The organism is Nocardia sp. NBC_00508 (assembly GCF_036346875.1).
Taxonomy (GTDB): Bacteria; Actinomycetota; Actinomycetes; order Mycobacteriales; family Mycobacteriaceae; genus Nocardia.
Map to the genome: position 1 here is coordinate 4088690 of NZ_CP107852.1, position 18131 is coordinate 4106820.

General features: G+C 68.8%; 15 protein-coding genes and 1 pseudogene. 8 read left to right on the top strand and 8 right to left on the bottom strand.

Features of this window, described 5'->3' with window-relative positions:
• Positions 1 to 110: 110 nt before the first annotated feature.
• A complete protein-coding gene (locus OHA40_RS18150; RefSeq protein ID WP_330228118.1) occupies positions 111 to 419 on the top strand; it encodes a DUF4190 domain-containing protein in 309 nt (102 codons plus the stop codon).
• Between the two features lie 200 nt (positions 420 to 619).
• Here the strand turns inward: OHA40_RS18150 and OHA40_RS18155 are convergent, their stop codons facing one another.
• The 7 genes and pseudogenes from OHA40_RS18155 to kstR all read right to left on the bottom strand — a co-directional run bounded on the left by OHA40_RS18155 (position 620) and on the right by kstR (position 9667).
• Entirely contained in the window at positions 620 to 1429 is an 810-nt protein-coding gene (locus OHA40_RS18155) for an enoyl-CoA hydratase/isomerase family protein (protein ID WP_330228119.1), read from the bottom strand.
• 53 nt (positions 1430 to 1482) lie between these two features.
• Complete coding sequence (locus tag OHA40_RS18160; protein ID WP_330228120.1) at positions 1483 to 2655, bottom strand: acyl-CoA dehydrogenase family protein; 1173 nt, start codon at positions 2653 to 2655, stop codon at positions 1483 to 1485.
• Between the two features lie 238 nt (positions 2656 to 2893).
• Positions 2894 to 3763, bottom strand: a complete 870-nt coding sequence (locus OHA40_RS18165; RefSeq protein WP_330228121.1) for a metal ABC transporter permease — start codon at positions 3761 to 3763, stop codon at positions 2894 to 2896.
• 491 nt (positions 3764 to 4254) lie between these two features.
• Positions 4255 to 5139 (bottom strand): annotated as a pseudogene (locus OHA40_RS18170) (metal ABC transporter ATP-binding protein); the annotation flags it as partial.
• 4 nt (positions 5140 to 5143) lie between these two features.
• A complete protein-coding gene (locus OHA40_RS18175) occupies positions 5144 to 5968 on the bottom strand; it encodes a metal ABC transporter solute-binding protein, Zn/Mn family (RefSeq protein ID WP_330228122.1) in 825 nt (274 codons plus the stop codon).
• A 218-nt stretch (positions 5969 to 6186) separates the two neighbouring features.
• Positions 6187 to 8760 carry a trehalose-phosphatase gene (gene otsB, locus OHA40_RS18180; protein ID WP_330228123.1) on the bottom strand — a complete coding sequence of 858 codons (2574 nt, stop codon included), beginning with the start codon at positions 8758 to 8760 and terminating at the stop codon, positions 6187 to 6189.
• Positions 8761 to 9016: 256 nt separating this feature from the next.
• Positions 9017 to 9667 carry a cholesterol catabolism transcriptional regulator KstR gene (gene kstR, locus OHA40_RS18185; RefSeq protein ID WP_330228124.1) on the bottom strand — a complete coding sequence of 217 codons (651 nt, stop codon included), beginning with the start codon at positions 9665 to 9667 and terminating at the stop codon, positions 9017 to 9019.
• Positions 9668 to 9856: 189 nt separating this feature from the next.
• On the opposite strand from kstR, the gene OHA40_RS18190 reads away from it, so the two are divergent.
• The 7 genes from OHA40_RS18190 to OHA40_RS18220 all read left to right on the top strand — a co-directional run bounded on the left by OHA40_RS18190 (position 9857) and on the right by OHA40_RS18220 (position 17421).
• Positions 9857 to 11965 carry an acyl-CoA dehydrogenase gene (locus OHA40_RS18190; RefSeq protein ID WP_442944060.1) on the top strand — a complete coding sequence of 703 codons (2109 nt, stop codon included), beginning with the start codon at positions 9857 to 9859 and terminating at the stop codon, positions 11963 to 11965.
• A 25-nt stretch (positions 11966 to 11990) separates the two neighbouring features.
• Positions 11991 to 13055, top strand: a complete 1065-nt coding sequence (locus OHA40_RS18195; RefSeq protein ID WP_330228126.1) for an acyl-CoA dehydrogenase family protein — start codon at positions 11991 to 11993, stop codon at positions 13053 to 13055.
• On the top strand, positions 13040 to 14275 hold the full coding sequence (locus OHA40_RS18200) for an acyl-CoA dehydrogenase family protein (RefSeq protein ID WP_330228127.1): 1236 nt from the start codon (positions 13040 to 13042) through the stop codon (positions 14273 to 14275). The genes OHA40_RS18195 and OHA40_RS18200 overlap by 16 nt, the downstream gene beginning before the upstream one ends.
• Before the next feature lie 18 nt (positions 14276 to 14293).
• Positions 14294 to 15229, top strand: coding sequence for a bifunctional MaoC family dehydratase N-terminal/OB-fold nucleic acid binding domain-containing protein (locus tag OHA40_RS18205; protein ID WP_330228128.1), 936 nt, complete (start codon positions 14294 to 14296; stop codon positions 15227 to 15229).
• 8 nt (positions 15230 to 15237) lie between these two features.
• Entirely contained in the window at positions 15238 to 15651 is a 414-nt protein-coding gene (locus tag OHA40_RS18210) for a MaoC family dehydratase (RefSeq protein WP_330234248.1), read from the top strand.
• Between the two features lie 22 nt (positions 15652 to 15673).
• A complete protein-coding gene (locus tag OHA40_RS18215) occupies positions 15674 to 16876 on the top strand; it encodes a lipid-transfer protein (protein WP_330234249.1) in 1203 nt (400 codons plus the stop codon).
• Positions 16877 to 16986: 110 nt separating this feature from the next.
• Complete coding sequence (locus OHA40_RS18220; protein WP_330228129.1) at positions 16987 to 17421, top strand: NUDIX hydrolase; 435 nt, start codon at positions 16987 to 16989, stop codon at positions 17419 to 17421.
• A 51-nt stretch (positions 17422 to 17472) separates the two neighbouring features.
• Here OHA40_RS18220 and OHA40_RS18225 read toward each other — a convergent pair whose 3' ends face one another.
• Complete coding sequence (locus tag OHA40_RS18225) at positions 17473 to 18093, bottom strand: TetR/AcrR family transcriptional regulator (protein ID WP_330228130.1); 621 nt, start codon at positions 18091 to 18093, stop codon at positions 17473 to 17475.
• Positions 18094 to 18131: the final 38 nt, after the last annotated feature.

The following is an 18131-nucleotide window of genomic DNA, read 5'->3' on the forward strand; positions in this document are numbered from 1 at the left end:
TCCAGAACCGAGGCGGCCCCAAACGTAGGACCTGAACGTGAATCCTCCGTTACCCGACTCGTGCGGCCTAAAGTCCCGGAGAGGCGGAACAGCGGACTAGAATTCGGCTGGTGGTGATACCCAATCAGCCCATCGGGCAGCCGATCGAGCATCCGAACGCGTCGGCGGTGTTGTTTCTCGGCGCGGCAAGTGTCCTCTGCTGCGGCGTGCTCGGGCCGGTGGCATGGGCACTGGGTCGGAAGGCGCTCAACGACATCGAGGGTTCCCTCGACGCGGCCGCGAAAACCGGCGGTAATACCCAGCCGTACGGCGGTCGTGCCCAGGTGCTGGTCGGCTACATCCTCGGCATCGTCGGCACCGTACTGATGATCATCTTCGCGCTGCTGTACCTGTTCATCGTGCTCGGCGGCAACGCCTGAGGGCGCAACTGGAGGAGGCGGCTCACAGCCGCGCCGGGGAAGCGAGGGCTGGGGCAGCCGCAAAACCGACGGAGCGGGATGGAGTCCGTCCCAAGTCCGCGCCGGGTCGAGCGAAGGCCGAGGCAGCCGAAGGATTGGCGCGGCCGGACGGGCGTCTGTCCGTAGTCCGCGCCGGAGCTGAGCGGAGGTGGGGCAGCCGTCTAGTCCAGACTGGGCCGTTCGCGCTCACCGGCGGCGTCCCAGGCGGGCCATTCCTTGCTGACGCTGCCGGACCAACTGGGCTGTCGGCGATCCCGGAACGCGGCCATGGCCTCACCGCCGTCGATGCTCTTGGCGGCATGCTGGTTGAGGTCGGTTTCCAGCTGGCCCACCACGGTCGGGTTCATCCTGAGTCCCTCCCACAGCAGCCGCTTGGACAGCGCCACCGGCAGCGGGGCCGAGCCATTGGCTATGTCGTGCGCGACGGCGAGCGCTGTCGGTAGCACTTCGCCACCGGACAAGCAGCTGTTGGCCAAGCCCATCGCCTTCGCCTCGTCGCCGTCGAAGGTGCGCCCGGTCAGCATGATGTCGGCGGCGTTGGCCATACCGATCAGGCGGGGCAGGGTCCAGTGCGCGTAGCCGTCGGCTAGGACGCCGCGGCGGACTTGGTTGAGCCCGTAGACCGCGTCGCGCGCCATATACCGCAGGTCGCACTGCAGGGCGAGGGCTAGGCCGATGCCGACCGCGTGCCCATTCACCGCCGCGATGACGGGTTTGCGGACCCGCCACGGCGGCGGATCGATGGTCGCGCTGACCTCGCCGACTCGACTGGATAGGTCCGCGCCCGCGCAGAACGCGGGCGGAGTGCCGGTGACGACAACCGCACGGATGGCGTCTTCCACATCGCAGCGCTGCAGGGCGGCGCCCAATTCGGCGGCCAACGTGGGGGTGAAGGCGTTCTGCTGAGCGGGCCGGTTGAGCGTGAGCACGGCGACGCCCTTGGAGACATCGACGTGCAGTTCCGAACTCATGCCACAGGATGTTAGCCGACCGGGGCGGTTGACCCCAGGCCGGAAATCTTCTGCTATCCCCGCAGGACCTTCCGCCCGATGGCGTATTTGTGCACTTCGGTGGGGCCGTCGTAGAGCCGGAATGCGCGCATGTCCCGGAAGATCATCTCGACGACGGTCTCGTCGCTGATGCCGATGCCGCCGAGTACCTGCACGCATCGATCGGCGACCTTGAACAATTCCTCGGAGACGAACGCCTTGGCGATCGAACTCTCGTGCCGCGCCTTCGCGCCGTTGTCCATCAGCCAGCACGCGTGCCAGATGGTGAGCCTGCACTGGTGCAGCGCGATCTCGTTGTCCGCCAGCATGAACGACACGCCCTCGTGCTCGCCGATCGGCTTGCCGAACGCGGTACGGGTGCGCGCGTGTTCCACCGCGATGCTCTGTGCCCGCTCGGCCGCGCCGAGCCAGCGCATGCAATGGGTCAGGCGAGCCGGCGCCAGCCGGAGCTGGGCGTAGCGCAGCGCTTGGCCGGCCTCGCCGAGCAGCGCTTCCCTGGGCAGGACCAGGTTGTCGAAGCGGACCACACCGTGTCCGGCGACGTAGTTGCGGTCCATGGTGTTCATCGTGCGTTCGATGACAACGCCGGGTTGGTCGCCATCCGTGAGGAACAGCGTGGGGCCCTCGGGCAGATGCGGGTTGGATGCGAGCCGGGCCATGATGATCCAGGTCTTCGCGCCGTTGGCGCCGGTGATCAGCCATTTGCGGCCGTTGATGGTGAAGTTCTCGCCGTCGAAGGTGGCTTCGGTGGCCAGCTGGGCCGGGTCGGATCCGGCGCCGTCGGGCTCGGTCATGGCGAACACCGAGCGTTGCTGTCCGGCGACCACGGGAGCCAGGTAGCGCCGCACCTGTTCGGGATCGGCGACCTTGGACAGCAGGAACATGTTGCCCTCGTCCGGCGCCGCGCAGTTCATGGCGATCGGGCCGAGCGTGGACCAGCCCGCAGCCTCGTAGATCACCGCCTGCTCGAGGTGGGACAGCCCGCGTCCGCCGAGTGATTCGGGCGCCTGCACGGTGAGCAGCTTCTCGGCCCGGGCGAGTTCGACGAGTTCCTGGCGCAGATCGTCGGTCGGGCCGTGCGCGGTGAGGCGTGCGTCCCGCTCGTACGGGACGATCTTGTCGATGACGAATCGGCGGACTCGGTCGCGTTCGGCGGCGAGTTCGGCGGGAATCGCGAAGTCGATCATCGTTGGTCACCATTCGTTCGGGGGCGCGATGGGTCGAGCATACGAAACCCGCGGCAAGGGACTGAAGGCGGCTGCCATCAAAATTGTCCTCGGGCGCTGCATGATATCTGAGCTGCGCGGGATGCCGTCTGATACCCGGTCTGAGTCTTGATCGCTCTGCCCGCGGGCTGATACCTCCGCACCCGCCCGGCGGCGCGCCGATACGCTGCGGGGCCGCTGTGTTGTGCCGCGAAGGCGGTCAGCGGGCGCGCGCGAGTCGGCGGTTGCGGGTCCCGAGTACGCGGCAAGCGACGTAGATCAGGAACGAGATCGTGGTGACGAACGTCGAGACCGGGACGCCGGGCGCCAGCGACAGCAGGATGCCGCCGACCGCGGCCACTTCGGCGAACAGCACGGCGAGGAGGGTGGCCCGCATCGGATTCGCGGTGAGCTGGGCCGCGGCGGCGGCCGGAGTGATCAGCAGCGCGAGCACCAGCAGCGCCCCGACGATCTGCACGCCGAACGCCGCCGTGATCCCGAGCAGCACGGCGAACACGATGGACAGCGCCCGCACCGGCACCCCGCGCGCCACCGCCACCTCTGGATCGGAGCTGGCGAACAGCAGCGGACGGTAGACGAACGCGAGCACCGCGAGCACCCCCGCTGTGCAGATGGCCAGCAGCCCGAGGCCGTTGTTGCCGACGCTGACCACCTGGCCGGTCAGCAGCGAGAACTTCGATCCCGCGCGGTCGGGCCCCAGCCACAGGAACAGCACCGACAGTCCGAGCCCGAACGAGAGCACCACCGCGATCACCGAATCGCGTTCCCGCGCACGGGCTCCAAGCAGACCGAAGAGCACCGCCGCAACCACGGACCCCGCGATCGCCCCCAGGCCGACCCCGATACCGGCCAGCAGCGCCGCGGCGGCGCCGGTCAGCGACAGCTCGCTGGTGCCGTGCACGGCGAAGGACATCTGCCTGCTGATGATCAGCGGCCCGATCGCCCCGGACAGCAGACCGAGCAGCGCCGCGGCCAGCAGTGCCTGCTGCACGAAGCCATAGGACAGCAGGTTCGCCGTGGTGCCGAAGTCCAGCATCTTCGTGAGGACGCTGGCAAGCTTGTCGATCACGAGCGCGCTCCGCTCGGGTCGGGATGCGCCGTCGACGGGGTGGCGCTGCCGTCGATCAGATCGGCCGCCCTAGTGGCGGAAACCGGCAGCGCTGTGCCAACCGAAGCAGTCCCGGCGGTCGCGGTGTCATCGAGCGCCGGGCGCGCCGATTTCCCGTTGGCTGATGCCGCCTCGCTCGTCGTCGGTCGTGTGGACGTGGCGTTGTTGGTTGCCGGATCGCCCGGGCTCGCGGAAGCGGCTGTCCGTCCGGCGGTCGCCGAATCGCTCGTAGGCGCGTTATCCGTCGCCGAGTCGCTCGGTGCCGGGGTGGCCGAATTTTCGGCGTCGGTCGCCGGGGTAGCGCCGTCGGTGCTCGGATCGCCAGGTTCCGGGCGGCTGGACGTGGCACTGGGTGACACCGGATCGCTCGCACCGGCGGCGCCGGACGGCAAGGCGCCCTCCGATGCTGATACACCGGGCGCGAACCCGTCGCCCGCCGCACCGTGGCAATGCCCGCCCGCGGTGCCCAGCGCGTCCATCGTGTCGCCGGTGCCGACGACTACCAGACGCCCCCGCACCCGCAGCACGTCCACCTCGGTCCGGTACAGCTCGGAGAGGACCGCCGAGGTCATCACCTCGTCCGGTGTCCCGATCCGGAATTGCCCGTCGACCAGGTACAGCACCCGATCGACCAGCGGCAGAATCGGATTGATCTCGTGCGTCACGAAAAGAACCGCGGTGTCGTGGGTGCGTCGCCGCCGATCGATCAGGTCGGCGACCAGTCGCTGGTTGGCCAGGTCCAGGCTCAGCAGCGGCTCGTCGCACAGCAGCACCTTCGGATCGCCGACCAGCGCCTGCGCCACCCGCAGGCGCTGCTGCTCGCCGCCGGACATGGATTCCAGTGGCGCGTACGCGAAATGCTGCGCGCCGACGTCGGCGATGGCCGCGGCCACCTTGCGTCTGCGTTCGGCGCGGGAGCGCAGCCCCAGCCCCCAGCGGTGCCCGTCCACGCCGAGACCGACGAGATCGACGCCGCGCAGCTGTACCCCGGCGTCGATCGTCTTCTGTTGTGGCACATACCCGATGTCGGGATTGCCGGTGCGAGCAGGGGAGCCCGCGATCCGGGCCGTACCCGCGCTGAGCCCGAGCTGGCCGAGCAACACCTTCAGCAGGGAGGTCTTGCCCGATCCGTTCGGCCCGAGAACGGCGACGAATTCGCCCGGCGCGACGGTGAGATCCAGCCCCTGCCAGAGAGTTCGATCGCCGAACGACAATTGGGCTGCTTCCAGCCGCACAGCGGCCGAGCCGTTCTCGCGACCAGATCGCCGCCGTTGCCCCCGGTCGGTGTGCTCGGTCAGGGCTGCTCCCTCGGCTGTGCCTATTGTTCGCTCGCTCATGTACTCAGCCCAACGCGGTGGCAAGCGCCTGCGCGTTTTTCGTTTGCCACTGAATGTAATCCACGCCGTCCGGCAAGGTTTCGGTCAGCTCGACTACGGCGATGCCCGCGTTCTGCGCGGTGCCACGCAGGTCCTTGGTGATCTTGTCCTGGGTCTGCGCGTTGTAGATCAGCGCGCGCACCCGCTTGCCGGCGAGCAGGTCCTGGGTTGCCGCGACGGCCGCGGGTGCCGGGTCGGTCTCCTGCTCGACGGCCTCCTGGAATTCATCCGGGGTCACGTCCTCGAGTCCGGCGGCGACCAGCAGGTAGTGCGCGAGCGGTTCGGTCTGCAACACCGGCGTCTTCGGGCGCTCGGCGGCGAGCCTTCCGGTGATGGCGGTCACCGCGGCGAGCCGGTCCTTGAAGGCCTTCGCGCGCTCGGCGTAGGCCCCGGCCTTGTCCGGGTCCAGTTCGCCGAGTTGGGTCGCGATCCCATCGGCCACCACGCCGACGGTGCGCACGTCGTACCAGACGTGCTCGTTGTCGTCACTCTGGTCGACTCGGGCGGCGAACGCGTCCACGGTGCGCTTGTTCGTTCCGGCCACCGCCTTCTCGGCGAAATCGTCGTAGCCGCCGCCGTTGTAGATCACCAGGTCGGCGTCGCTGAGCTCGGCCGACTCCACGGCGGAGGTCTCATGCGAGTGCGGGTCGGCGGACGGATCGGTGATCAGCGATCGGACGGTCGCGTCGGGCCCGGCGACGGCGGCGGCGATATCGCCCCAGACGTCGGTGGAGGCGACAACGGTGGGCCGGTCCGGGTCGGTCGAGCCGGCGCAGGCGACGAGTGTCATGGCTGAGGCGACTCCCACGGCGAGGCCTGCGCATCTCATGGCAAATGGGGTGTTCACGTGGGAGTACTCCTGGCAGTCCGGCAGATCATAATGGAAATCGTTACCGTTTAACTCTAGCAAGCACGTCAACCGGTAGGATGCGACGCCCCACATGGATTCCAAAAAGGAAGGGCCCGTGAACGATTCCTCGTTCGCGGGCCCTCGGGCGATTCGCTTCCTCAGACCAGCGCGGCCTCGACCGGCTGTCCGAGCAGCTGCGCGCAACGCAGCAGGCCGAGGTGGCTGTAGGCCTGCGGGTGGTTGCCGAGCGAGCGTTCGGCCACCGGGTCGTACTCCTCGCTGAGCAGTCCGGTCGGGCCTGCGACGTCGACCAGCTGGGCGAACAGCGCCTCGGCGTCCGAGCGCTTCCCGATCAGCAGGTACGCCTCGACCAGCCAGGCCGCGCAGAGGTGGAACCCGCCCTCGCCGCCGGGGAGACCGTCGTCGTGGTGGTAGCGGTACACGGTCGAACCGCTGCGCAGCTCGGCCTCGGTCGCCACGACCGTCGCCGCGAAGCGCGGGTCGGACGGATCGATCAGGCCGCTCAGCCCGATGTGCAGGGTCGCCGCGTCCAGGTCGGTGCCGTCGTAGGCCGCGGTGTAGGACTGCACCTCGTCGTTCCAGCCCTTGGCCTTCACCTCGTCGGCGATGGTGTCGCGCAGTACCGCCCAGGCCGGGTCGATCTCGCGATCGAACTTCTGTGCCAGGGTCAGTGCCCGGTCGATGGTCAGCCAGCCCATCACCTTCGAATACACGTGGTGGCGGGGGTTGCCGCGGATCTCCCAGATGCCGTGGTCGGGCTCCTGCCAGCGCCGCTGCACGGCGGCGACCATGGCGCACACCAGTTCCCAGTCGGCGTCCGGCAGCACGCCCGCCGGATCGGTGACACCCCGCAGCTCCCTGGCGTGCGCCAGAGTCGCGATCAGGTCGACGATCGGACCGAAGACGTCCAGCTGCACCTGCATGTTCGCCGCGTTGCCGACGCGCACCGGGCGCGAGCCCGCGTAGCCGGGGAGCTGGTCGATCGATGCCTCCGGCGGCAGCGTCTCGCCGTAGAGCGTGTACAGCGGGTGCAGGCGCTCGGGTCCGGGAATGGTCTCCAGCACCTGGTGCACCCACCCGAGGAAATCCTCCGCTTCGGCCAGCGAGCCGAGCGAGACCAGCGCCTGCGCGGTCAGCGCCGCGTCGCGCAGCCAGCAGTAGCGGTAATCCCAGTTGCGCACGCCGCCGATGTCCTCGGGCAGCGAGGTGGTAGCGGCGGCGAGGATCGAGCCGGAGGGCGCGTGCACCAGACCGCGCAGGGTGAGCGCGGAGCGCTTCATCAGGTCGGGCTTCAGCGGGGGCAGCGCGAGCTGCGCGGCCCATTCCGACCAGTAGCGCTCCGCCTGGCGTCGCCGCTGCGGCTCATTGGTCGGGGCGGGCTCGAGATCGTGGGTGCCGCAGCGCAATTCGAGCACGATCGGGCCGCGTGCGGGGTCCACCACGGCTCGTGCGGACTCGTGGGTCCCGTCGGAGACGATCTCCCACCGCACGCCGGGCGAGCGCAGCACGATCGGATCGTTGGTGCCGTACACCCGCAACCCGCCCTCCTGCGCTTCGAGGTTCACCGGAACCTGACCGAACTCCGGCCGCGGGGCGAAGGTGACCACAGCCTTCGCGTCGCCGGTGATCACCCTGGTCAGATCGGTGCGGGTGGGCGCGACATCGTGCGGCAGGTAGTCGGTGACTTGCAAACTGGCCCACCGGGTTTCGACGGTCATGGTGCCGTCGACGTAGCGCTGCGAGAGCGGAAGCCCTGGCCGCTCCGGCTCGATGGTGAAGTGACCGCCCTGTGGACCGCCGAGCAGGTGTGCGAACACCCCGGCCGAATCCGGTTCCGGGTGGCAGAACCAGGTCACCGTCGCGTCCGGGGTGAGCAGCGCGACCGAACGTGGGCTGGCCAGCATGGTCAGCCGCTCGATGCGCGGCGCGCTCGCACCGGCCAGCCAGGTGCGCCGCTCCTCGAGCAGGTAGGCCAGCGCGTAGGACACGGCCTCGGTGCTGTCCACCCGGAACTTCGCCAGGCTCTCGCCGTCGCCGACCTTGATGCCGACGTCCGGGCCTGACAGCACCCGGAACGCCTTTTCGTCTGTGACGTCGTCACCGAAGAACACCGCGGCCGACGCGCCCGCCTGGTGTCGCACGGTGTCCAGCGCGGTGCCCTTGTCGGTCTGCACCACGGCCAGCTCGATGACGGCCTTGCCCTCGGTGACCTGCACGCCGAACCAGCAGGCCGCGCCCAGCCGGACCTGCGACAGCGCGCGATGCCCGATCTCGGGGCTCGCGTTGCGCACATGCAGCGCCACGCTGGCCGGTTTGATCTCGACCGTGACCCCGGGATTGTCCGAGGCGATTTGATTGAGGGCCGTCTGCAGTTCTTGGAGCAGGTGCTTGGCGTCGTTGTCGATCGCGTGGACGAAGCCCACGTCGAATTCCGAGCCGTGGCTGCCGATCAGTTGCACTTCGACGGGCAGACGGGACAGGGCCGCGAGATCTCGCAGCGCGCGCCCGGAGATCACGGCGGCAGTAGTTCCGGTGAGGCCGGCGAGTGCCCGTAACGCGCTCACCGATTCCCGATGGGGAAAGGCTTTGGTCGGGTCGGACACGATGGGCGCGAGTGTCCCGTCGTAGTCCGATGCGACCAGCAGCCGTGGCACGCGCGCGACCGTCGACAGTGCACGGCGAAGTTCCAGTGGCAGATCCTGTGCGCTCACGCATCCAACCTAGTGATCGGAGGATTTTTTCAGGGGGCGGCCAAAACAATACTGGGTTGAATTCGCCGCACAGAAGCACGCCGGTCCGCGTGCGCACGCCAACATACCTGCTGAACTCGCGTCCAAGAGATCCGCCCAGCTAACGGCAACGGTAACCGGGCGGGTGAGCTTCGTCGCACTACAGGGGCAATTCGAGCCCGGCGTGGCGACCGGGCGTCGAATTCGCTCGATATGCGCTGACGTTGCGCGCCGTCCTTTACTGGTTGCGTTCACCGAGCAGGAGGTCGACGGTCAGTTCGAGGCGTTCGGTGACGTCGGTCGCCGAGGCGCGGCGGGTCAGCCAGGCGACCAGATTCGACAACCACACATCGCTGATCACCCGTGCGATGGCCAGCTGCCGTTCGGTGGGCTCGCCATCGTTCATGGCGCGCGCGAACACGCGGTCCATCACCTTGCCGACGCGATCCACCTCGGCGGCGGCCGAGGCGTCGGCGAACATGAAGGCGCGGGTCATGGCCTCGGTGAGCAGCGGGTCGCGCTGCATCATCCGGGTGATCTGGGTCAGCAGCAGGTGCATGCGCTCCTGCGGAGTCTGTCCGGCAAGCGGCTTGCGTTTGCCCTCGATCTGCTCGAATTCGCGTGAGAGCGCCGAGACCAGCAGGTGCACTTTCGACGGGAAATACCGGTACAGCGTTCCGACCGCGACGTCGGCGCGCTCGGCCACCGCCCGCATCTGGACCGCGTCGTAGCCGCCTTTGGAGGCGAGTGCCAAGGTCGCGTCCAGAATCCGCTTGCGCCGCTCGCGCTGCGCCGCCGAGCTCAGTTCGTCCTCACTGAGCGTGGTGACCGTTGCGGCGGGCCGTGCCTCGCTCGGGTCGGCTGGCTGCGAACGGGACGGACTGGCCATCGATGAAAGTCCTTTCCGGAAACGTCGTTTCGTCGGCTGCGTACGCGATCTGCCGCTGCGGCGATGGTCTCTTGACTTCCGCCCGGCTAGGATATTAGAACATGTTCTAGGTGTGGGAGTCACGCCGGAAAGGCGGTATGGAGTGTGACCATCGCCACCACTGACGAGCATAAAGCCGTTCAGGAGTCGATGCGCGGATGGGCGGCGTCGGTCCGTCCAATTGCAACAATGCGGACCGGCTCGGCCGACTTCTGGCGTGCCTACTGGCCCGCGCTCGCCGAGCTCGGAATCTTCCGCGTCGCGGTGGACGAGGATGCGGGCGGCGCGGGCGGCTCGGTCGCCGATCTCGCCGTGCTGATGGAGCAGGCGGCGCACGATCTGGTCGGCGGCCCTGTGCTCGCAACCGCTTTGGCCAATCTGATCACCGCGGGGCACCTCGACGAGGACCAGCCCTGCGGTGTCGCGCTCGACTTCGTTGTCGGTTCGACGGTGAGCGTACCCGCCGCAAGCGACGCGTTGTTGCTCACGGGTACCTGGGATTCGGTGCTCGGGGCCGCGCCGGGCACCGCGGTACTGCTCTCGGTCGAGCTCCCGCACGGGCAGCGCTGGTGCCTGGTACCGCCCGACGCCGAGGGTCTCCGGGTGGAACCGCTCGCGCCGCTGGATCCGAGCACGCCGCTGGCGCGGGTGCATTGCGTGGACCTGCGCGTGCCCGCCGAGCGGGTGTTCGTCGCGCCGCATCCGGCCAGGGATCTGCTCGTCGCGCTGGTCGTCGCCGAGCTGGCCGGTCTCGCGGGCTGGTGCCTGGAAACCGCGGTCGAGTACGCCAAGGTGCGGGAGCAGTTCGGCCGCAAGATCGGATCGTTCCAGGCGGTCAAGCACATCTGCGCGTGGATGCTGTGCCGCACCGAACTCATCCGCGCTGTCGCCGGCGACACCGCCGCGGCCGTGGACGAGGGCGGCGAGGAACTGCCGATCGCCGCCGCCATCGCGGCCGCGATCGCGTTGGACGCGGCGGTCGAGACCGCCGAGGACTGCATCCAGGTGCTCGGCGGGATCGGCTTCACCTGGGAACACGACGCGCACCTCTACCTGCGCCGGGCCGTGGCGCTGCGCCAGCTGCTCGGGGGTTCGGCGCGCTGGCGGGCCCGGGTCACCGAGTTGACCCGTCAGGGTGTGCGGCGCACCACCGGCGCCGACCGGGTCTTCGCCGCTGAAACCACGGCCGCCATGGACGGCGACAACGCGCACGAACTGGCCGCGGAGGTCGCGCGGATCGCGGCGCTGCCCGCCGATCGGCAGCGTGCGGCGCTGGTGGAGGCCGGACTGGTCATGCCGCATTGGCCGCGGCCCTATGGACGCGCCGCCGATCCCATGACCGGCCTGACGATCTCCGAGGAACTGCGCCGCGCCGGGGTCGCCGCGCCGGACCTGGCCATCGGCGGCTGGGCGATCCCCACGCTGCTGCAGCACGGCGCACCGGAGCAGATCGACCGGTTCGCCTGGCCGACCCTGCGCGGCGATGTGGTCTGGTGCCAGTTGTTCAGCGAACCCGAGGCGGGTTCGGACCTGGCCGCACTGCGCACCACCGCGAAAAAGGTGGACGGCGGTTGGCTGTTGCGCGGGCAAAAGGTATGGACTTCGCTGGGCGACAAAGCGAATTGGGGAATTTGTTTGGCTCGCACTGATCCAGACGCCCCGAAGCATCGCGGAATCACCTATTTCCTGGTCGACATGCACAGCGCCGGACTCGAGATCCGCCCGCTGGTGCAGATCACCGGCGAGGCTCGATTCAGCGAGGTCTTTCTCGACGACGTATTCGTACCGGACGACTGCGTGGTCGGCGCCGTGAACAACGGATGGAAAATCGCCCGCTCGACCTTGTCGACCGAGCGGGTCGCGATGAGCGGCAATGGCATCGGACCGGTACTCGAGGAGCTGATCGCGAAATCGCCCGCAACGGGTCCCGGCGCGGAACTGGTGAACGACCGGCTCGGCGGATTCGTCGCGGAGGCGATAGCCGGACTTTTGCTCGAGCAACGCGCCACGCTGAAGGTGCTGGTGGGCGCGGATCCCGGCGCGCAGAGTAGCGTACGGAAGTTGGTCGGGGTGCGCCACCGCCAGGCGGTCGCGGAATTCGCTGTCGAGACGGCAGGGCCCATCGGCGCGCAGGATGCCGATGTGGCGAAGGAATTCCTGCTCACGCGTTGTCTATCGATCGCTGGTGGAACCGAGCAGATTCTGCTCACCGTGGCCGGTGAGCGGATTCTGGGGCTGCCTCGTGACGCGGATAACTAGTCATCGAGACAACTGGGAGAAAAGCGTGGATTTCACCAGGGACGAGGGCCAAGATGCGGTGGCCGAAGTCGTCGTGAGCTTGATGGAGCACGAACCCGCACGCGATATGGAGCTGTGGCCGAGATTGGTCGACTCCGGCCTGCTTGCCGTTCCGTTACCGGAGCGCCACGGTGGCGACGGTATGGGTTTGCTCGAGGTGTCGGTGCTGCTCACCGAGCTGGCTATGGACGCGGTCGCGGTGCCCGCCCTTCCGACGCTCGGCTTCGGCGTGCTGCCCTTGGTGGCCTCCGCGCCGGAGACCGTCCAGGAGCAGGTGCTGCCCGAGGTCGCCAAGGGCACGGTGCTCACGGCGGCGCTGAGCGAACCGTCGGGGCCGTTCATCGACAAGCCGGAGACCATCGCGGTCACCAGCGGCAAGACGGTGCGCGTAACCGGGTGCAAGATCGCCGTGCCCTACGCCGAGCAGGCCCGCTGGCTGCTCGTGCCGACCAACTCCGGTATCGCGCTTGTCGACGCGGATGCGGAGGGCCTCACCATGACGCCGACACCGGTCTCGGGCGGTGTCCCCGAATGCACCGTGGTGCTGGACCAGGTGGAGATTCCCGTCGGCCAGCTGTGGTCGACCGGACTGGGCGATCTGCACCGGCTGGCGCTGGCCTCGATCGGCTCGGTGGCCGACGGACTGCTCAAGGGCGCGATCGTCCTGACCGCCGAGCACTTGCGTACCCGCAACCAGTTCGGCAGGCCGTTGGCGCAGTTCCAGGCGGTGGCCCAGCAGATCGCCGACCTGTACGTGGTCTCGCGCACCCTGCACGTCGCCGCGGCGTCGGCGAACTGGGCGCTTGCCCAGAACGATTCGAGTCAGCTGCACCGCGAGCGCACCGACGACGATCTGGAGATCCTGGCCTACACCGTGGCCGCGGAACTGCCGACGGCCATGCAGAAGTGTCATCACCTGCACGGCGGTCTCGGCGTCGACGTGACCCACCCGATGCATCGCTACTACTCGCAGGCCAAGGACATCGCCCGCTGGCTCGGCGGCGCGTCGTTCCGACTCGATCGTTTGGGGACAAGATGTACATCGACCTGACCGCCGAGCAGCGCCGGCTACGCGACGATTTGCGCGCGTATTTCGCCGATCTCGTGACTCCCGAGGAGGAAGCCGAGATGGCGGTGAACCGGCACGGCGACGCCTACCGCGCGGTGGTGCGGCGGATGGGACGCGACGGCTGGCTCGGCGTCGGCTGGCCGAAGGAGTACGGCGGCCAGGGCTTCGGGCCGGTCGAGCAACAGATCTTCTTCAACGAGGCGGTCCGGGCCGATGTCCCGCTTCCGCTGGTCACCCTGCTGACGGTCGGCCCGACGCTGCAGCAGTTCGGCACCGAGGAACAGAAGCAGAAGTTCCTGCCCGGAATCCTCACCGGTGATATCCATTTCGCGATCGGCTACTCCGAACCCGAGGCAGGCACCGACCTGGCGTCGCTGCGCACATCCGCGGTGCGCGACGAGTCCGGGGACTGGATCGTCAACGGGCAGAAGATCTTCACCACTGGCGCGCACGAGGCGGATTACGTCTGGCTGGCCTGCCGCACCGGCACCGCGGAGTCGCGGCACCGCGGCATCACCATCCTGATCGTGGACACCACCGATCCCGGCTACGCGTGGACGCCGATCATCACCTGCGACGGCGCTCACCACACCAACGCGACCTATTTCGACAACGTGCGAGTGCCGGCGAACATGCTGGTCGGTGCGGAGAACGAGGGTTGGAAGCTGATCACGACCCAGCTCAACCACGAGCGGGTGAGCCTGGGTCCGTCCGGCAAGATCGAGCAGCTCTACGACCGGGTCCGCGACTGGGCGCAGTCGCGCGGCGTGCTCGGCGAGCTCGACGTGCGGCGCTCCCTCGGACGCATACACGCCATGGTCCGGCTGAACGAACTGCTGAACTGGCAGGTGGCCGCTGCGTCCGATGGGCGGCGTTCGCGGGGCCCTGCGTGGTCACGCTCCGCTACCGCCTCCGGGCCCGTCGCGACCGCCGCTGCGGACGGCGACCAGGCGCAGGTGATCGCCGACGCGTCGGCCACCAAGGTCTTCTCCACCGAGTCGCTGCAGGAGGCGGGCAGGCTCGCCGAGGAGATCGTCGGCCGCTACGGCGATCCAGCCGAACCGGACACCGCGGAGCTATCCACCTGGCTCGACCGCAGGACCAAGCAGAACCTCGTGGTGACCTTCGGCGGCGGCGTCAACGAGGTGATGCGCGAGCTGGTCGCCTCGTCCGGACTGCGGTTGCCGCGAGTACCCCGATAATCAGTGAAGGAGTCGCGCGTGCCGGAAACCACTACTCCGGAAGCGATTATCGCCGCGGCCGAGGCCATCAGGGCGGCGGGCGAGTGCACGCCCCGTTTCGGGCGCGATCCGGTGAACCAGCCGATGATCAGCAACTGGGTCGAGGCCCTGGGGGACGCCAATCCCATCTATGTCGACGAGGCGGCGGCTCGCGCCGCGGGACATGCCGGCGTCGTCGCCCCGCCCGCCATGGCGCAGGTGTGGACCATGTTCGGGCTCGCGGGTTCCCGGCCCGCCGACGACCCCATGGGCGCGGCCACCGAGCTGCTCGACGCCGCGGGCTACACCTCCGTGGTCGCCACCGACTGTCAGCAGACCTACCAGCGCTATCTCAATGTCGGCGAACAGGTTTCGGTCACCAGCAGGCTTTCGGACATCCGCGGCCCGAAGCGGACCGCGCTGGGAGAGGGTTGGTTCGTCACCTTCCAGACCACCTGGCGCGTCGGTGACGAAGTGGTCGCCGAGATGCTGTTCCGGCTGCTGAAGTTCGCGCCCGGCACCGCGGCGCCGAAACCTGCCCCAGGTGAGCGGGTCAAGCCCCTGGTTTCCCTGGATACCGAATTCTTCTGGGAGGGCACAAAGGTCGGCGAGCTGCGGATTCAGCGGCTGCCGGACGGATCGCTGCGGCATCCGCCGATTCCGGCCATCTGGCAGGACAAGTCGAAGCCGACCGATTACGTGGTCGCCTCCGGGCGTGGCACCGTGTTCAGTTACGTCGTGCACCATGCGCCGAAGGTGCCAGGGCGGCAGCTGCCGTTCGTGGTCGCGCTGGTCGAATTGGAGGAGGGCGTGCGCATGCTCGGGGAACTGCGCGGTATCGACCCCGCCGAGGTGCGGGTCGGCCTGCCGGTCGAGGTGGGCTTCGAGAAGCTGGACGACGAGGCGACGCTACCGATCTGGCAGGCGGTCCGATGACAGACAGCATGACCGCTCCGGTCGACGTGCGGGTCGGCACCGTGCTGCCCGAACTGGTGATCACCGCCGATCCGACCTTCGTGATCAGTACCGCCCTGGCCACCAGGGATTTCCAGGACGTGCACCACGACCGGGACAAGGCCGTCGCGCGCGGCTCCACGGACATCTTCGTCAACATCCTCACCGACACCGGCCTGGTGCAGCGCTTCGTCACCGACTGGGCCGGTCCGCGCGCGATCGTGAAGTCGCTCGCGCTGCGCCTGGGTGTGCCGCTGTACGCGGGGGACACGCTGACCCTCACCGGCACGGTGACCGCGCTGGAAGACGACGACATTCACATCGACGTGGTCGGCAAGGACAGCCTCGGCGATCACATCACGGCCACGGCCGTCATCGCGTTGCGGAGGGCTGATGATGACTGAGGCGGCATCGCGCAGCGATTCGATGAGGGGTGGCGGCCGGGCGACGGGTGGGCATATTTCCGGCCGCGCGGCCATCGTCGGCATCGGCGCCACCGATTTCTCCAAGGATTCCGGTCGCAGCGAACTGCGCTTGGCCGCCGAGGCGGTCAGCGCGGCGCTGGCGGACGCGGGCCTGACCGCGGCCGACGTGGACGGCCTGACCACGTTCACCATGGACACCAATACCCAGGCCGCGGTGGCAAGGGCGGCCGGGATTCCGCGGCTGACCTTCTTCAGCCATATCGGCTACGGCGGCGGCGCGGCCTGCGCCACCGTTCAGCAGGCCGCCATGGCGGTGGCCACCGGCATCGCGGACGTAGTGGTGGCCTATCGCGCGTTCAACGAGCGTTCGGTGTCGCGGTTCGGGCAGTTCTCCACGGCGCTGGCCGCCGCGCCCACCTCGTCGGGCATCGACGCGGGCTGGGCCTATCCGCAGGGGCTGGGCACACCTGCGGCGCAGGTGGCGATGGTCGCTCGGCGCTACATGCACGTCTACGGGGCCACCAGCGCGGATTTCGGACGCGTCGCGGTCGCCGACCGCAAGCACGCCGCGGTGAACCCGGCCGCCTTCTTCTACGGCAAACCGATCACGCTCGAGGATCACCAGAATTCCCGCTGGATCGCCGAGCCGCTGCATCTGCTGGACTGCTGCCAGGAGTCCGATGGTGGCGTCGCGATCGTGGTCACCAGCGTCGAGCGCGCCCGCGACCTGCCGCAGCGGCCCGCCGTGATCGCCGCGGCCGCGCAGGGCTCCGGTGCCGACCAATACGTGATGACCAGCTACTACCGGGACGCCATGACCGGTCTGCCGGAGATGGGCCTGGTCGGCGACCAGCTGTGGGCGCAGAGCGGGTTGCGTCCCGAGGACATGCAGGCCGCTATCCTCTACGACCACTTCACCCCGTTCGTCCTCATGCAGCTGGAGGAACTCGGCTTCTGCGCACGCGGCGAGGCGAAGGACTTCATCGCCGGCGGCGCCATCGAGATCGGCGGACGGCTGCCGCTGAACACCCACGGCGGACAACTCGGCGAGGCCTACATCCACGGCATGAACGGCATCGCCGAAGCCGTCCGGCAGATCCGCGGCACCTCGGTCAACCCGGTCGAGAACCTGGAGAACATCCTGGTCACCGCCGGCACCGGCGTACCGACCTCCGGCCTGGTCCTGTCCGCCCACGCCGAGTAGTCGCCGTCCTCGCGCACCTGAGCCGGATCGCTTGTCACGGCGGGTGCGAGGCGGCGCAGTGGAGGTGTCACGTGCGTCGGGAGGGCAGCACCGAGCGTTAGGTTGAGGCGGTGACGGATCGGCATCTGGTGGATGTGCACGTTCTGTTGCTGCGCGGCGAGGAGCTGCTGCTGAGCAGGCGGCGCAGCGCGGACGAGTTCGACGGACGGTGGCATCTCCCGGCGGGCAGGCTGGAGGCGGGAGAGTCGGCGACGGCTGGGGCGGTGCGGGAGGCGCGTGAGGAGACCGGGGTCGATATCGATCCGGACGACCTGAGATTCCTGCACGTCGCCCATGTGATCGCGGCCGGTCGGGAAGCACGGCTCGGGTTGTTCTTCGAGACGTCGCGGTGGGGCGGCGAGCCGGTCAACCGGGAGCCGGACAACTGCTACGAGCTGCGCTGGTTTCCGCTGGACGAGCTGCCGGACGACATCATCGAGTACCCGCTGACGGCGATTCGTGGGCGCGCCCGCGGAGCGAGGTATTCCGAACGCGGTTGGCGGTGACGAGGATCGAGCCGGCGGCATTGCTGTGCCGGGCGAGCGCTGCCGAATCGCTCAACGGGCGCGCAGGTACACCACCAGCAGGTTCGTGAGCTGATCCACGCTGGCCTGGCTGCCGGGTGTGAGATGGGTGCGGTTGCCGGTGAAACGGTCGAAGACCGCGCCCTCCAGCACAGCCACGAAGTCGGCGGCGGCGGTCTGCGGATCGGCGGAAGCCGTGGTGCGGAACAGTTCTCGTGCGTGCTCGACCGAGAACAAGCCGTGCGCGAGCCGGGCGCGCAGCTCGGGGTCCGAGCGTAGTTCCGCGAGCAGCGCGTGGCGGGCGAGCAGGTGGTTGCAGCGGTCGGCGAGGAGCCGATCGACCCACACGGCGATTGCCCGCGCGACGAGGTCGGGATCGAATGCGCCGCGGGAGTCCAGGCCGTCCGTGCCGGATGCCTCCGGGGTGGGGGTGCCGAGCCGGGCGGCGGTGAAGTCGGCGCGTGAGCGTTCGGCGATGCGGTCAGCGATGGCTTCGAGCAGTGCGCGTCTGGTGCGGAAGTAGTAGGAGCACGAACCGGCGGGCAGGTCGAGTGCGGTGTCCAGCGCGCGGTGGGTGAGTGCACGGATTCCTTTGGTCGCGATGAGGTCGATGGCGGTGTCGACGAGGAGCACGCGCCGGTCGCTTGTGGACATGATCACCTTTCCTGGCCGCCACTCGACCGGCCCTCTAC

Coding starts and splice junctions, on each gene's coding strand:
- OHA40_RS18225 (WP_330228130.1), bottom strand. CDS start 18,093: ATGTCCACAAGCGACCGGCGCGTGCTCCTCGTCGACACCGCCATCGAC.
- OHA40_RS18190 (WP_442944060.1), top strand. CDS start 9,857: ATGCGCGGATGGGCGGCGTCGGTCCGTCCAATTGCAACAATGCGGACC.
- OHA40_RS18215 (WP_330234249.1), top strand. CDS start 15,674: ATGAGGGGTGGCGGCCGGGCGACGGGTGGGCATATTTCCGGCCGCGCG.
- OHA40_RS18160 (WP_330228120.1), bottom strand. CDS start 2,655: ATGATCGACTTCGCGATTCCCGCCGAACTCGCCGCCGAACGCGACCGA.
- OHA40_RS18210 (WP_330234248.1), top strand. CDS start 15,238: ATGACCGCTCCGGTCGACGTGCGGGTCGGCACCGTGCTGCCCGAACTG.
- OHA40_RS18155 (WP_330228119.1), bottom strand. CDS start 1,429: ATGAGTTCGGAACTGCACGTCGATGTCTCCAAGGGCGTCGCCGTGCTC.
- OHA40_RS18200 (WP_330228127.1), top strand. CDS start 13,040: ATGTACATCGACCTGACCGCCGAGCAGCGCCGGCTACGCGACGATTTG.
- kstR (WP_330228124.1), bottom strand. CDS start 9,667: ATGGCCAGTCCGTCCCGTTCGCAGCCAGCCGACCCGAGCGAGGCACGG.
- OHA40_RS18175 (WP_330228122.1), bottom strand. CDS start 5,968: ATGACACTCGTCGCCTGCGCCGGCTCGACCGACCCGGACCGGCCCACC.